Here is a 15,700-nt window from a genome sequence, read left to right as displayed (position 1 = left end):
GCGACCGGAGGCGTTCGGGAACGGCCCGTTTGGGTCAGAAGTTTGCCTTAGCCTCAGGTCCGATGGAAGGTCTGCGAAGGGCCGGCACCGGAATTCCGGCCCGTATCTACGAGCGACCGCATTGCGCGGAAAGTTGCGGTTCGGCTGGTCTGCCAGAATGAACACGTTGCGCCATGAGCAGCCGTTCCAGGCACTGATTTGCACCGGACCTTCACTGCTACGGCGTGAATCGATCGTCCGGTGCATCCCATCGATAAAGTCCAACCACACGCCTTGATCCATCGTTGGCCGCGCGCCCCATGCCCGAACGCCCCAGAAGGTCACCTCGGACCAGCCGCGCGCTCGATAGACGCGCGAGCATCGGACTCACAGTTGGCCATTTCAACCCGCCGTCGAACGACGCAGTCCATGCGTTCCTCTTTGCTTGGGGTCGTGCGGCTTAGAGACTTGTGGAGTATGCTGAAGAACCTTGGACTCCGAGTAGATGGAGGAGGAGCCATGGACGTCGGTGCCTGGCTGCGCGATCAAGGGCTGGGACAGTACCAAGAAACGTTCCGCCAAAACGACATCGATCCTGAAGTCCTAAGAGATCTTACGGCCGAGGACCTGATTGGGCTTGGCGTTGCTTCAGTAGGGCACCGTCGTAAACTGCTTGCTGCCATCGCCGCACTGCGAGAGGTCGCTCAACAGCCGAGCGGCTCAGCCGGGGTTGGCGGGACATCTTCAATCCTGCCGGAGGCGGAGCGCCGCCAGCTCACCGTGATGTTCGTCGACCTTGTCGACTCGACCAGGCTTTCCTCACGACTCGATCCAGAGGAGATGGGCGAACTGCTGCGAGGCTATCAGGGTGCGGTGGCGGGTGCTATCGCGCGATTCGAGGGCCACATTGCTAAGTACATGGGCGATGGCGTGCTCGCTTATTTTGGCTATCCGCGCGCTCACGAGGATGAGGCCGAACGAGCGGTGCGAGCGGGGCTTGCGGCCATCGACGCAGTGCGGAACCTGCAGCCACCGCATGGGGAGACGCTGCAAGCTCGCGTCGGCATCGCGACCGGCCTGGTTGTTGTCGGCGAACTGATTGGCGAAGGTGCAGCGCGTGAGGAGACGGCAATCGGCCAGACGCCCAATTTAGCGGCACGACTGCAAGGTGTCGCCGAGCCCGGAACTGTGGTTGTGGCATCCACCACCCGGCAGCTGATCCGTGGCCTGTTCGATCTCGCCGAGCTCGGCTTCCGCCCGTTGAAGGGCTTTACTGCTTCCGTACCCGCTTGGCGCGTGCTCGGTGAAAGCTCCGCGGAAAGCCGTTTCGAAGCCCTGCACGGGGCGAGCCTGACCTCGCTCGTCGGTCGCGAGCACGAGATCGGACTCCTGCTGAAGCGCTGGGAAGCAGTCAAGGAAGGGGAAGGCCGCGTGGTGTTGCTAGCGGGCGAGCCCGGCATCGGCAAGTCGCGCCTCGTTCGTGCCCTGCGGCGGCGTCTGGAAGGCGAGCCGCATACTACTGTAAGTCACTACTGCTCGCCCTATCATCAGACCAGTCCGCTTCATCCCGTTATCCGCCTTCTGGAGCGGGCAGCCGGCTTCGCGGCGGAGGATCCCCCCGAAGTGAAACTGAGCAAGCTCGAAGCGCTGCTCACGCAGTCGACCGAAGACGTCGCCGACGCGGCCCCGCTGCTCGCGGCGTTGCTATCGGTTCCAGCGGACGATCGCTATCGGCCGTTGGAGTTAAGCCCGCACCGGCAGAAGAAGCGGACGCTGGAGGTACTCGTCGATCAGCTCATCGGGCTCGCGGCACATCGGCCGGTCCTGGCAGTATACGAGGACGTGCATTGGGCAGATCCCACTTCGCTCGAGCTGCTGGATCTTGTTGTTGACCGCGTGCAAGAATCGGCAGTGCTGGTGCTCATCACATTCCGCTCCGAGTTTCTCTCACCGTGGATACGCTATCCCCACGTCACAGCATTGACGCTTGGTCGTTTGAGCCGTCGGCAAGGCGCAGATATGGTCAAGGGCCTGACCGGCGGCAGGGCTCTGCCCACCGAAGTGCTCAACGTGATCGTCGGAAAGACAGATGGCGTACCGCTCTTCGTGGAAGAGCTGACGCGGGCGCTTTTGGAGACCAACTTGCTTAAAGACGAGGGTGATCACTACGCTCTCGCGAGCCCGCTGTCGGCAATCGCAATTCCAGCTACGCTTCAGGAGTCGCTATTGGCCCGGCTCGACCGACTTGCGCCCGCCAGGGAGGTAGCGCAGGTGGCGGCCGCAATCGGTCGAGAATTCTCGCATGAGTTGCTCGTGACCGCCGCCCCTTTGCAGACGAGCGAGGTAGAGGAAGCACTGGGCGACCTCATTGCGTCGGGATTGGTATTCCGGCACGGGACTCCGCCGCAGGTGAGCTACAGCTTCAAGCACGCGCTCGTACGCGACGCCGCCTATGCGACTCTTGTGCGCACGAAACGACAACGGTTGCACGCGGCGATTGCCACAGCGATCGAGCAACGCTTCCCCGAAACGGTTCAGACGCAGCCCGAACTTCTAGCCCAGCACTATGCGGAGGCGGGGCGGCTAGAACCTGCGGTTAATTACTGGCTCAGGGCCGGGCAAGCAGAGATTGCGCGCTCCGCAACGGCCGAAGCGATTACCCATCTGACAAGAGGGCTGGAGCTGCTTGAAGGACTGCCTGATGATGCTGCACGATGGGGGCAGGAACTCGAATTGCAGGTCGCTCTGAGCGTCGCCCTGATGACCGCCAAGGGTTGGGCAGCGCCAGAGGTCGGCCGGGCCAACGCGCGAGCACGCGAATTATGCGAGCGGATGGGGAATAAAAGCAGGCTCTTCCCTGTCCTCTACGGGGAGTGGGTCTTCCATGTCGTGCGCGCTGAACTGGAGGCGGGGAGGAAAGCGGGAGAGGAACTGCTCCGGCGCGCGCAGGAAGAACGGGAGGTATCCGGTGAGACCGTCGGCAACCGCATCGTGGGAACCGATGCCTTCCTTCGCGGCGAGATCGCTACTGCCCGTGAATATCTGGAACGGTCGCTCGCCCTTTATGACCCGCAGCAACACCGCTCCCTCGCGTTCCTGTTCGCCCAGGACCCTCGGGTGGCGGGACTGTCGGTCCTCTCCTGGACCCTTTTCGCCCTTGGTTATCCCGAGCAGGCCCAAGCCAGGAGCAATGAGGCATTGGCGGACGCAAGGGAACTTTCCCACCGCAACACACTCGGTTACGCGCTGCTTTACGGCTGCATCCTGTCGCAGCTTCGCGGCGACTGGCGAGAAGCCCGAGATCGGGCGGATTCACTGATCACGCTCGCAAGAGCGCAGGGCTCTCCGCACTTCCTCGGCGCAGGCACGATCGTTCGAGGCTGGACGCTGGCAGAGATGGGTGAATTACCGGCGGCCATCACGCAGGTTCGAGAAGGCTTGGCGTCGTGGCAGATGACTGGAGCGAGATTCCTGGTTCCATTCTTTTTGAGCTTGCTCGCAAGCGTCGAAACCCATGCCGGGGGAGCAAGGCGGGGCTTGGATTTGCTGACCGACGCGCTGGTCCGAGCGCGCGAAACCGGCGAGCGGTGGTTCGAGGCGGAATTGCATCGGTTGACGGGCGAGCTGATGCTTACGCTGCCCGCGTTTGATCGTGCCGAGGTGGAAGTACAACTCCAGCAAGCGGCCGAACTGGCGCGAGGGCAAAGCGCTGGCTTGTGGGAGTTGCGCGCGGCGACAAGCCTGGCACGGCTATGGATCGTGCAGAACCGGTTCGGCGACGCTCATCATCTGCTTGCGCCACTCTGCGACAAATTTACCGAGGGATTGGCGACATCGGATCTGCAATCGGCTCAGCGGGTGCTTCGTGAGACAGCCGGTTTCAACGGCACGACCAAGTCATCCGACTAGTCAGCCGAGTCGCAATGTTTCACCCTAGGCGGCGCTGACAGCACGTGGGACGGCAAGGGTGTGTGTGATGGAATGTTACCGTTCAGTAGCCGTCCGCTTTCCGGAAACGAATTAGAGCCCCTGAACGTCCGATCCGGGGTCAAGCTAGCGGTTCTGCTCACTGAGCGAACTACCGCTTCGGGTCGAACGCGTCCGTACCAATCGCGAATCCGAATGTCTGGAAGTCCGCAACCGAGCTGCGGCTTCGTCGCGGGCAATGTCTACTTACGGGAAGTGACAAAGCTGAGCTCTACGACCGACATGGGGGCGCCAAGCTGCTCGGCAGAATTGGCGATTGCATACGTTCAACCTGTTGGGATTGAGGTCGCGAACGAGCCCATTCACAACTTCTGTGATGGCGCGCTGAACTCGAAAATTGGGTGGTTCTTTGCCGTCTGCCTCGCCGATAGGTACAAGCACGAAACGCCAAATTGCAGACGTTCCGACCGTTGCTCTGAAGCCGAGATTCGCCCCGCGGCAGGAGACGACCCGTTGCTGCCGTTCCCCGAGCGAAAACATCAACCTGCTGTGACGATGCTTCGCGTTTCAGCCGCTGATGCGACGTGCCATCATGATCTCATCGATCTCCTTGCCATTGTGAAGGAAGCCGCTTGGTATACGGCCGCTCTCATGGAAGCCCTCACGCCGGTTCGCCACCCCCACTGCGGGGTCTGGTCGCGGCCAGTGGGATGCGACCAACTCGCGTTCAACATCGGATGGTGCTATTTTTCTTCCGTGCTAAGCAGGGTGGTGATGATTTCCAATACCCGTTGTCCGAAGTGCGGAAGCAGCCAGACTGCTATTTATGTTGCGATCCGCAGTCGTGCCGAGTTCCCGACATCTCGCAAATGCTACGGTTACAATAATTGCTGGTAGTACGAGCAAAATGGCAGGCCGACATGTGACGTGTACCAGGTGCGGACGTCATCAGGCGCTTCGTGGCGAGATGTTGGTGTGTGAAAAGGCATTGCATCATTCGGATCTGCTGAAGGGCGCCAGGCCATGAGTGGTCTGCGTCCGCGATTCCGAGGTCTGTTCCAAAAGTACTTCGTCGTGTTATTTCTCGCCGTGGTCCTTCCGCTCGCTGCCAACGGCGCCAGTGAGGCTTGGTTCGGTTATCGCGACCAGCGCGCCAGACTCGACCAATTGCTCGGCATCGAGGCGAGGTCAGCCTCCGCCAAAATCCAGGGATTTCTCGAAAGCATCACCAATCAGCTCGGCTGGCTCGTGCAGTTCCCCTGGAGCGAGGAGCCGGACGAGCAGCGACGCATCGATACCCTACGCCTTCTCCACCAGGTACCTGCCATTGTCAGTCTCACACTTGTCGACAATGCCGGACGAGAGCGACTGTACGTCTCGCAAATTGGTCTGAACCGGACCGAGAGCCGGACGGATCGCTCCGGTGAGGCGCCTGTGGCGGGAGCTCGTGCTGCGCGGATTTGGTATGGCGAGGTCAGATACTACCGCGGGTCCGAGCCGTACCTGACGCTCGCGCTCGCCGGGAATCGCCCGACCGTCGGAATCGTTGTTGCCGAGGTCAACCTGAAGCTGATCTGGGACGTGATTTCGGCCATCAAGGTCGGCGAGACAGGCTACGCCTTTGTACTGGATGGCCCAGGCCGGCTCGTTGCCCACCCGGACATCAGCCTTGTCCTGCGGGGAGCGGACGAGGCTACGCTGAGACCATTCCGGATGATCCGAGAGGCGGTCGTACGCGCTGGTGCGGCAGTCGCAACGGCTCAAGATGCCCAGGGTAATGCCATCGCCGCCGCAGCCGCACCGGTGGCCGGACCTGACTGGACGGTCGTCGTCGAGCAGCTTCTCTCCGAGGCCTTTGGGCCTATCTATGCCGCCCTGTGGCGGACCGGAGGCCTTCTCCTGGCCGGCGGCATCCTTGCTGGCCTACTCGCCTTCGCCTTGGCACGCCGGATGACCCAACCGATCCAATTGCTCCAGCGAGGCACCGAGCGCATTGGCGCCAGGCAGTTCGACCACCGCATCGAAATCAGAACGGGCGACGAGTTCCAGCTGCTCGCCGACAGTTTCAACACCATGGCCGCCGAACTTGCCGTCTCACAGGAACGCCAGGAGCGCATTGCTAAGCTCAAGCGGTTTCTTGCGCCGCAGGTCGCCGAGCTCGTCGACCGCACAGGCGACGACGATGTGCTGGAGGGCCGGCGTGCCGAGGTGGTTGCGGTGTTCTGCGATTTGCGCGGCTTCACTGCCTTCTCGGCAAGAGCCACGCCTGAGGAGGTCATCGGCGTGCTCGCCGAGTACTACCAAGCGCTCGGAAGGATCATCACTGACTATGCCGCGACGCTCACGAGCTTCTCGGGCGATGGCCTTATGGTGCTCGTTAACGCGCCCGTTCCGGTTGGGGAGCCGGCGCTCCGGGCGGTGGATTTGGCAGTGGAGATGCAGAGGAGCGTGCAGGAACTCATCATCAGCTGGCGAGCGCGCGGCCACCGAGTTGGATTTGGAGTGGGCATGGCGATGGGCCTGGCGACAGTTGGACGGATTGGATATGAGAGTCGGTTCGAGTACACGGCCATCGGTAATGTTGTGAATCTGGCTGCCCGGCTGTGCGCGTCGGCTCCTGACGGCGAGATCTTGATGGATGCGAAGGTAGCGGAGACCGTGGGGGACAAGCGCCCCTTGATCTCGCTCGGTTCGCGTCTTCTTAAGGGTTATGACGAGGAACTGCCCGTGTTCGGCATATCCTTCGACAAGCGGCCTTCGGCCGCCTAGGACCTGCCCTGCTGTCTCATTCGATCACCTCATCGGCACGAGCAAGGAGTGTCGGCGGAATTGTGAGCCCAAGGGCATTCGCAGTCTTGAGATTGATCACGAGCTGAAACCTAGTGGGCGCCTGGACTGGGAGTTCACTCGGACGAGCGCCGCGCAGAAGCCGGTCAGCATAAGACGCAGCTCGTCGATACATGTCAGGCACATCAAATCCGTAGGATAGGAGACCGCCTTCAGCAGCAAAAACCCGGTTCGTGTATATCGCAGGCACATGGTGCTGTGCGGCCATTTTGATGATGAGCCTACGATGATCCACCAAAAACGTATCCGGCATTGCAGCCAGCCCACCGTTCGTTTGGCCGATGGCGCGGATCGCATCTTCAATCGCAGCGCTGCTCTGCACACGTGCGGGCACAGCGGCAATCCCGAGAGAAGGCGCAGCGGCCTCGATCGAGCGCAAGAACAACGACTCGACGTGTGGAGCTGTCTTCGGATTGAAGAGGAGGGCAACGTGTGCAAGACCCGGCGAAGCGTCCTTCAGGAGTTCCAACCACTTCGGGCCCATGGAGGCCTCGAAGGCGGTGAAGCCGGTCACGTTCCCGCCGGGTCGGGCCAAACTTTCCACAAACCCCGATCCGACCGGGTCACCAACCCTGCAGAATACGATTGGAATAGTCTTTGTCTCACGGAGGAGTGCGGCGACAGATGGTGTCGCATCACCAAGCACTAGGTCCGGTGCCAGCGCGACCAATTCAGCCGCATACGTCCGGAAACGGTCCACGCTACCTGCCGCCCAACGTCGATCAAGTTGGAGATTGCGACCCTCCACCCAGCCTAAATCTTGGAGAGCATCTCGGAATGCTTTCATGCGGTCTTGGCCGTCTGGATCACTCTCCGCGCTGGCCATTAACAAGCCGATTCGACGGACACGGCTTTGTTCTCCAGCCGGGGCGACGCGACAAAACGCGACACTACTACCGAGAAAGACGAGAACCTCACGCCGCCGCATCCTGTTCACCTCGCCGGGTAACCCTCGCCCATGACGGGCCCTGGTAGGTTAGCGTGATCGAGAGCCACAGCTCGTGTATTAGTGGCATCGGTCGGCAGCTTTGTCCATGTCTGTCCCAGCGGGTGAAACCTCATTGAGACCGGTGATCTCGCCCATTAGGAGGTCCGAATCGGGTCATGAGAGTTGGTCGCATTCAATGTCGGGCTTTAGGAGGGAAGTCGGTCCGGGAACGTCTGCAATGGGACCGACTTCCGGCGTAGTGCACTCGACCCGAAATTCCGGAACGGGTCGAGAGCGGAAGCTGAAGAGCAATTCGCTGAATGGGACCAAGCGCACGCCGGCTTCAGCGGCCTTGGCCGCTTCATCATCGACCCGTTTTCCCTCGCCAAGCCATTGCCCTTGATCCCGCCTGGCACAAGACGTTATGGCCCCAGGGCAAGTGTGCAACAAGCTGTTGCACGATTTCTTCGTCAGGGAATGCCTCAGCAAAGGCACGCATATATTTGAGGTTTCGAGGCGAAAGGCCCGTCATTTCGGGAAAATCGCGTCGAAGGTCTGCTGCCAGCCGATCGATCACGCGAGCTCCCCATCCCTCCGCGTCTGGCGGGCGAGGATGTCGCGGCCGATGCTCCAATAGAGGAGGATCGGCTCTCGGTTGACGGCAACAGCCGCCTTGAGCCGGGCGGCTCGGATTCGTTCCTTCAGCTCTGAAGTAAGGAGGTGTAACTACTATCTGGTGCAGGGACAAGAGTCGTCATAAGGCGAGTCATTACCCAGCTGCAGCCCAAAAAAGCTTCATTCAATTCTCCCGAAGCCCGGCGATTGACCATTCCCGGAGACTCGACAGTTTCCTAAACGGACCTCCGGTTCGAATCTCAGGAAGGTGTGACCGCAAAATGGCAGCGCCGGTGGTTTGATTCCACATCTTGTTCATGATCTGAAGCGAAAGAGTGCGCCTACTTTGAAAGGATCGATATCCTATTGAAATCATACCTCTTGTAATGTCGGCCCCACGGGTCAATTCCGGCTTGGGTTTGCGCTTTCCCGGAAAGCACGTCTTTCGATGCGGCCAATGCGACCGGCAAAAGATCTTTGTGCTGGCACGGCGCATTATGGCTCGGCATGATAAGGTCAAACTCATCGTAGTGGCGCATCAGAAACTCGTAGCTCTGATACAATTGGCCGACATCGCCACCATCCAGGTGGGACCATACCGGGCCATTTAACAGGATATCGCCGCTAAATAAGATTCGATGCGTTTGATCGAGCAGGCAGATGTGATCCGGCGCTTCGCCGGGCGTATGCAGTACCCTCAAGCGAAGACCGCCACGCTCCACAACATCATCATGCTTGAGCCACCGCGATACATTGAAGGGCGGGAGTGCTCCCCCCTGAAAGCCATGCGGCCAGGGCGGTATCACGAGCTCTTGCCTATGAAGCTCCCACAGCAAGACTTCAGGTGGAGCGCCGTAGCGCGATATATCGCGCGAGCGCGGATGATCGAACATGAAAATCTCTGCAAACTGCTGGTTGCTGCCGAGATGGTCCAGATGAGAATGTGTGTTGACGACGGTGATCGGAAGTGTGGTCAGTTGCTCTACAACGCGGCGCAGGTTTCCAATACCGCAGCCGGTGTCGATCAGCACGGCACGGTCGCTGCCGAGCACCAGATAAATGACGGTGTGCTCGTAATGACGAGGCTCGGAAATTGCGAACAGATGGTCGAAGATCTTCAGAACGTCGAACCAATCGTCATCGACTGGAATGCGCTGCAGTCGAGAGTGCTGAAAATCTTGCGCGTCATTCATTCTTTTCAGTAACTCGCCATATGCGGATGCTTCAAGATATCCTTCACTCAGGCAGGCAGCAATCAGCCGATGGCGATGTAACAAAAAACTCGTCCTGGACGGTGTTCAGTCTGCGTGTCACAGGAGAGGAATGCGCAATCTGGACCCCATCGGGGTCTGCAGTGCTGCTTCCATCAAGGCGAGGGATGCGCAGTCGACTTCCCGAAAATGGCGGTCGCATCGGGGCGCCGTGCATCGTCAACAAAGGGTCCCGAACTGCCGCTTACTCCAGGGTCGACTTTTGTCAAAAGACCAGCGAACGATGCAACTGCGCGCCCGCCCAGGCTCCGTCGGCGACGGCGAGCGAGACCGAATGGGGCATTCGCGCCGCGTCGCCACAGGCGAAAGCGCCGGAGACCGTGGTTTCCTTCGTGGCGTCGGTGCGGATCTGCGTGCCGAATGGTGTTTCTTCGATCTCGCAACCGAGCGTTCCGGCGATCGGCGTCGCAGGGGCGTTGCGCGAAGCAGTAAAGAGCCCGGCAAACGAGAAGGCCCGTCCGTCCGCAAGAAGCACCTCGGCATGGCCGTCGATCCGCCCGATCGGCCTATCCTCTATCGTGACGCCCCGTGAGTTCAGGTCGGCGCGGGCATCGTCGTCGAGCGTCAGCGCACCATTGGTGAAAAAGGTCACCTCGCCCCATTCGGGAATGAGCTGCGCTTGATGCACCGACATCGGCCCCGTCGCGATCACCCCGATCCGACCCCGTTCCAGTTCGTAGCCGTGGCAATAGGGGCAATGAAAAATGCTTCTCCCCCAGCGTTCCGCCATGCCGTCGATCTCAGGCAGACGGTCGGTCACGCCGACGGCAAACAGCAGCCGCCGCGCGTCATGCCGGTTGCCATCCGCGGTCGTGATGCTGAAGGCGTCCTTGACCCCCTTGGCGGCTTCTGCGCGGCCGTCGATCCATGTCAGCGTCGGATAGGCGAAGAGTTGCGCTCGCGCCTTCGCGGCAATTTCGGCCGGGTCCACGCCGTCCTGCCCGAGAAATCCGTGGGAATGGCTGGCGAAGCGGTTGCGCCGGAGCCCCGCGTCGATCACCAGGACCGTGCGACGGGCGCGCAGAAGCTGGAGGGCGGCGGCCATTCCGGCGTAGCTGCCGCCGACGATGATCACGTCATGCTGCATGGATTGTTCCTTTCTCGCGCGGGATGAGGAAAACGGTTTGCGGTTTTCCGCCCGCATCCCGCTCTCAACTATTAGAATCATCGTGATCTGGCGCGCCGCTCTGCGTGCCGACGGGCAAAGTCGGCGGCGAGGTCGGCCAGGGTGACATGGGCAAAACGGTCGAGCAGAAGCGCTTCTGCGTCTGCGAAGGCGGCGTCGAGCGCGGCGTTCACCGATTGCTCGACGAGACAATCCGGCGTTTCGTTCCGGTTGCCGATGGCGAAGATGGCAGGCTCTCCCAACACCTCATGCAATTGGCGCAGTGTGACGGTGCCGAGATCGGCGGTGATGGTCCAGCCCCCGGCAGGCCCGCGTGCGGAGGCGACGAGTCCTGCCTGTCGCAGGAGTCCCATCGTGCGGCGCACGACGACGGGATTGGTGTTCATGCACTGCGCCAGCGCTTCCGAAGTCATGGAGCCTTCGCGCTCGGCCATGTGAAGGAGCGCATGGAGGACTGAAGAGAGGCGACTATCGTGTTTCATGTAACTTCAATTATTACGATTTATCGCAGAGAGCAAGGTTTTCTGGACGTCTAAAAGGCTGCGTCTAGGCGACGATCTTCGAGCTCAAAATTGGAGGCAGGTTTGCGGTTGGTCGATCCGCTGTGCCGACGTCCGCTTGCGTCAGGTTCGCGGCCTTTCGCCTTCACCGGCTGGATTCTGTGGTTTCTTGGCTGTCTCAATCGCGCCTTTGACGGGGCGGAAAAAATTCTCGCCAATGTGCTCCGCAAGGCGCGCTTCTGGGGGTCAGCGCAAGGTCCTTAATCGACTCTCGAGGGCGTTGAGGATCATCCAAGCGGGCCAAACTAACGCAGACCTCACCGGACACCGCACTGCGCGACATCAACGACCTCGTGGCACGCGGAATTCTCATTTGGGGGGCACGCGGAGGGCGGAGCACCGCGTCATGTTGGCGGCTTCCGATCGTCTCAGGGGCGAACTTTGCCGTTCGACCCGTCCATGGAACGAGTAAAGTGCGCCAGCAGCGGTTGTTGCCAATCGAGACCTCTAGCGTCGTGTTCGGGGCCGTAAGTTGACCGTCAGCTTTCGGGGCCGGGAGGCGAATAGCGGACATTTGGCATCTCCGATGCAGCCTCGTTTGTTTGTGTGACTTTCTGCATATTTGCCGAGACCTGCCTCTTCGGTGTCGGAACCGAAGCAGGTCATGCGTCCTTTGGACGTCAATCAAGGAGACATTCCATGAACGCACTCAACGACAAGTCTTCCTCGGCCATTGTCGCGGTGAGCGACATCGATCGGGCGAGGCGTTTCTACAGTGATATACTGGGGCTTGAACTCAACGACGAAGGCATGGAAGGCGTGCTGGTCTACAAGACGGGTGCGACGTATCTCGTCGTCTACCCTTCGGAATTTGCTGGCACCAACAAGGCCAATGCCGTGGTGTGGGACTGCGGACCAGACATCGACGCCATCGTTGCCGACTTGGGTTCCAAGGGTGTGACGTTCGAGCGCTATGAGATGGAGGGCGTGTCATACAAGGACGGGCTCCACGATGCGAACGGGTTTAAGATGGTCTGGTTCAAGGATCCTGACGGCAACATCCTCCATCTGAACAGCGCATGAGCGGCTCCACCGACGTAAGGAAGGGACGATCACGTAGCGCACTTTGCTGCGCCAGATTTCCGGAGATTGGAACCGCGATGCAGGGCAATTCGGTTGCGGCCCTGGATACGCCGGCGGGCTTCATACTGAACTGCGAGACACAGAGATGGACAATTCGCGAGAGATGACATGACGCGCAAAGATTTCGACGTCAATTCGGTCAGGCCAAGCGGCAGCGCGCCTGCTCAGGCAACGCTTTTTGATCCAGGTGCTGAAGGTCCCTGGCGTGGCTCTTTGCCGGGTGACGCACTCGGAGCACCGGTGACCGTGCTCGCTTACGGCACTAACCGCACTGGCGAAGGCCCACGTCTTCACGTGCATCCCTATGATGAGGTGTTTGTCGTGATCGAGGGGCGGGCCCGCTTTTTCGTTGGAGACACCGTTCTCGACGCGACTGCCGGTCAGGTTGTGTTTGGCCCGGCTGGCACCCCACACCGGTTCGAAAATCTCGGACCAGGGCGCTTACAGACTATAGACGTCCACCATTCGCCGCATTGGATCCAGACCGACCTCGACTAGACGGCCCCGCATCACCACCTAGCACCATAGGCGTTTTTATACTCATAGAATTTGCGGTGTAGAACTTTGAGATGCCACTGAGAGGCCGCAAGTGGCCCAGCGGCTTTCAGGATCGGGATCGACGACAGCAGCCATTGGCGTGCCCCGACTTTCACGCAGCCCGGGGGTCACAGATCCGATGCGTATCGGGGCGGGCGAGCATTCGCGCGCCGGCCCCACTATCCGCCGCCCTCAGATCAGGACAGCACGCGGTTCGAGGAAGGACTCGAGCCCGAACACGCCAAATTCCCGGCCGATCCCCGACTGTTTGAAACCACCGAACGGCGCGAGCGGCTCGTGCGGTGCGCCGTTGATAACGACGCGGCCCGCTTCCAACTGCTCGGCGATCCGCCGCGCGCGCTTGGTGTCGGCGCCGAAGACATAGCTCGAAAGGCCGTAATCGGTGTCGTTGGCGATTGCGATCGCCTCCGCCTCGTCGCGGTAGGGGATCAGGCACAGGACGGGGCCGAATATCTCCTCGCGCGCGATGCGCATCCGGTTGCTCACGCCGCTGAAGACAGTCGGCCGCACGAACCAGCCCTGGGCGAGGCCCTCCGGACGGCCTTCGCCCCCGGCCAGCAAGGTCGCGCCTTCCTCTTGGCCGAGGCGGATATAGGACTGGACACGATCCCACTGCTTCCGGCTCACCATCGGGCCGATCATCGCTTCAGGATCGGTCGGCGCCCCCACCTTCAGCCCAACGACCGCCGCCTTGATGCGCTCGGCGACCCCTTCCATGCGCGTAGCCGGGACCAGCAGCCGCGTGCCCGCGACGCAGGCCTGTCCGCTGTTCATGAAGCCGGTCGTCAACGCCTGCGGGATGACGGTGTCGAGATCCGCGTCGTCGAGGATGATCGAGGGGCTTTTGCCGCCCAGCTCCAGCGTCACGCGCGCCAGGCGCTGCGCGGCGGCCGCGAGGATCGCGCGACCGGTCGTGGTGGAGCCGGTGAAGCTGATCTTGGCGATGTCGGGATTAGCGCTGAGCGCCGCGCCCACCACGGCGCCGGTGCCGTTGACGATGCTGAACACACCGACGGGCAGGCCGGCCGCATGCAGGCATTCGGTCAACACCTGCGTCTGGATCGCGCTCATTTCCGAGGGCTTGATGACGATCGTCGTCCCGGCTGCGATTGCGGTGGCGAGCTTCGAAGCGATGAAACCGATATTGCTGTTCCACGGGGTGATCGCGACCGCGACCCCTGCCGGCTTCATCTCGACTTCGGCGCGCCCGATGGTCCGGCGGAATTCATATTCGTCGAGCGTCTTCGCCATGGCGAGGAAGACCGACGCAGCGTGCGGCACGGAGAAGTCGGTGAAAATGACCGGCGCGCCATATTCCTCGGCCATCGCCGCGGTGAGATCGCCGGCCCGGGCGGTCACGGCCGCCGCCAGCCGCTCCAGCATCGCGATGCGCTCGGCCTTGGTCGTGCGCGAAAAGGCAGGGAAGGCGCGCTTGGCTGCCGCGACCGCTACGTCCACGTCCTGCTCGTCACCCAGACGGACGGTTCCGATCTGCTCCTCAGTCGAGGGATTGAAGAGAAGCGCTCGCTCCTGTCCATGGGGTGTCACGAAAGCGCCGTTGATGTAGATGGTGTCGATGTCACGCATTGGGGGTGCTCCGTCGATACGTTGGAACAGGGATATACGCCGGCACACTTGATCTGATAAGCTACTCAATCCTGCACAGTCTGGTGAGAAAAATTATTCAATGCCCAAAGCGAGCATGATCGAGCTTGAGGCGGTCGCGACGGTTGCCCGCAGCGGTGGCTTCCGCTCGGCCGCACGCGAGCTCGGATTGACCAGCTCAGCCGTCAGCCACGCCATTGCCGGGCTCGAAGCGCGCATTGGCGTCCGGCTCTTCAATCGTACGACGCGGAGCGTGGCGCTGACCGCTGCGGGTGAGCAGTTCCTCGCCCAGGTGACGCCCGCACTGGCCGCCATCGATGCAGCCGTGGAAACCGCGGGCGAGCATGGCGGCGAACCGACCGGCACGCTCCGGCTCAACACTTCGCTCGGCGCCGCCCGGATGCTGCTGCGGCCGCTCATCCTCGAATATGGCCGGCGTTATCCCAGGGTCGAGCTGGAGATCGCCACCGAGGGCGCCCTGGTCGACGTCATGGGCCAGGGCTTCGATGCCGGCATCCGGATCGCCGAAGCCGTTCCGCCCGACATGATCGCGATCCCGATCATCCCTTCGATCCGCTCGATCGTGGTCGGCTCGCCCGCCTATTTCGCTGATCATCCGCCGCCCGTCGTGCCGACCGATCTGGCGCGCCACCGATGCATCCGCGCGCGTATGGCAAGCGGCAAGCTCTATCACTGGGAATTCGAGCGGCGCGGGGAAAGCATGACGATCGATGCGCCCGGCATCCTGACGCTCGACGAAAGCGGCCTGATGGTCGACGCGGCGCTCGGCGGTGCCGGCCTCGCCTATGTGTCCGAGTTTTCGGTCGCCGAGCATCTGCGTGACGGGCGCCTGCTGGAGGTGCTCGGCGACTGGACGCCGGCCTATCCGGGCCTTTGCCTCTATTTCGCCGGCCGGAGGCATATTCCGGCTCGGCTGCGCGCGCTCATCGACCTCATTCACGAAATAACCGGGTAAGGATGAACGCCAAAGGGGTTGGCTCGCCTGTTTTGACAACCCGAATGAATGCACGACCAGTTTGGGGGGCGCCTCTCGGACCGATCGGCGGCTGGGAAGAAGGCGCATAGCCGCTCGATCGAACTCCAAGAACCAGGAACATTTTCCCCAAGAGGCACGGCCCCGCTGGTTGCGGGACCGCACTCGCTCAAATCTCTGTATGCTCCGCTAGTTCCAGCGCATCCT

General features: G+C 61.4%; 10 protein-coding genes and 2 pseudogenes. 5 read left to right on the top strand and 7 right to left on the bottom strand.

Annotated features, from left to right (window positions below):
- Window positions 1-498 precede the first annotated feature (498 nt).
- Window positions 499-3,888: an AAA family ATPase gene (locus tag QN222_RS03965; protein WP_284005253.1), complete on the top strand. Its 3,390-nt coding sequence runs from the start codon at window positions 499-501 to the stop codon at window positions 3,886-3,888.
- Window positions 3,889-4,473: 585 nt separating this feature from the next.
- Here QN222_RS03965 and QN222_RS03960 read toward each other — a convergent pair.
- Window positions 4,474-4,575: pseudogene (locus QN222_RS03960) on the bottom strand (GNAT family N-acetyltransferase); the annotation flags it as partial.
- Window positions 4,576-4,929: 354 nt separating this feature from the next.
- Between QN222_RS03960 and QN222_RS03955 the strand changes: the two are divergent.
- Window positions 4,930-6,675, top strand: a complete 1,746-nt coding sequence (locus QN222_RS03955) for an adenylate/guanylate cyclase domain-containing protein (RefSeq protein ID WP_283961110.1) — start codon at window positions 4,930-4,932, stop codon at window positions 6,673-6,675.
- 16 nt (window positions 6,676-6,691) lie between these two features.
- Here the strand turns inward: QN222_RS03955 and QN222_RS03950 are convergent, their stop codons facing one another.
- The 5 genes and pseudogenes from QN222_RS03950 to QN222_RS03930 form a co-directional block, all read right to left on the bottom strand.
- The gene (locus QN222_RS03950; RefSeq protein WP_283961111.1) at window positions 6,692-7,540 is read right to left on the bottom strand and encodes an ABC transporter substrate-binding protein; all 849 of its coding nucleotides are present in this window, start codon (window positions 7,538-7,540) and stop codon (window positions 6,692-6,694) included.
- 505 nt (window positions 7,541-8,045) lie between these two features.
- A pseudogene (locus QN222_RS03945) lies at window positions 8,046-8,374 on the bottom strand (DUF1016 N-terminal domain-containing protein).
- A gap of 263 nt (window positions 8,375-8,637) precedes the next feature.
- Complete coding sequence (locus tag QN222_RS03940) at window positions 8,638-9,573, bottom strand: MBL fold metallo-hydrolase (protein ID WP_283961113.1); 936 nt, start codon at window positions 9,571-9,573, stop codon at window positions 8,638-8,640.
- 199 nt (window positions 9,574-9,772) lie between these two features.
- Window positions 9,773-10,654 (bottom strand): NAD(P)/FAD-dependent oxidoreductase, encoded by an 882-nt coding sequence (locus QN222_RS03935; protein ID WP_283961114.1) that lies wholly within the window; start codon window positions 10,652-10,654, stop codon window positions 9,773-9,775.
- Window positions 10,655-10,731: 77 nt separating this feature from the next.
- On the bottom strand, window positions 10,732-11,175 hold the full coding sequence (locus QN222_RS03930; RefSeq protein WP_283961115.1) for an Rrf2 family transcriptional regulator: 444 nt from the start codon (window positions 11,173-11,175) through the stop codon (window positions 10,732-10,734).
- Window positions 11,176-11,892: 717 nt separating this feature from the next.
- On the opposite strand from QN222_RS03930, the gene QN222_RS03925 reads away from it, so the two are divergent.
- A complete protein-coding gene (locus QN222_RS03925) occupies window positions 11,893-12,276 on the top strand; it encodes a VOC family protein (protein WP_283961116.1) in 384 nt (127 codons plus the stop codon).
- Between the two features lie 168 nt (window positions 12,277-12,444).
- On the top strand, window positions 12,445-12,834 hold the full coding sequence (locus QN222_RS03920) for a cupin domain-containing protein (RefSeq protein WP_283961117.1): 390 nt from the start codon (window positions 12,445-12,447) through the stop codon (window positions 12,832-12,834).
- 231 nt (window positions 12,835-13,065) lie between these two features.
- Here the strand turns inward: QN222_RS03920 and QN222_RS03915 are convergent, their stop codons facing one another.
- A complete protein-coding gene (locus tag QN222_RS03915; RefSeq protein WP_283961118.1) occupies window positions 13,066-14,481 on the bottom strand; it encodes an aldehyde dehydrogenase family protein in 1,416 nt (471 codons plus the stop codon).
- 100 nt (window positions 14,482-14,581) lie between these two features.
- Here QN222_RS03915 and QN222_RS03910 point away from each other — a divergent pair, with 100 nt between their 5' ends.
- Window positions 14,582-15,475 (top strand): LysR family transcriptional regulator, encoded by an 894-nt coding sequence (locus tag QN222_RS03910; RefSeq protein WP_283961119.1) that lies wholly within the window; start codon window positions 14,582-14,584, stop codon window positions 15,473-15,475.
- The last annotated feature ends 225 nt before the right edge of the window (window positions 15,476-15,700 follow it).

The organism is Sinorhizobium sp. 6-70, assembly GCF_030124375.1.
GTDB lineage: Bacteria > Pseudomonadota > Alphaproteobacteria > Rhizobiales > Rhizobiaceae > Sinorhizobium.
Note: the sequence above shows the minus strand (reverse complement) of the source record. Positions and strands in the feature narration are given on the sequence as shown.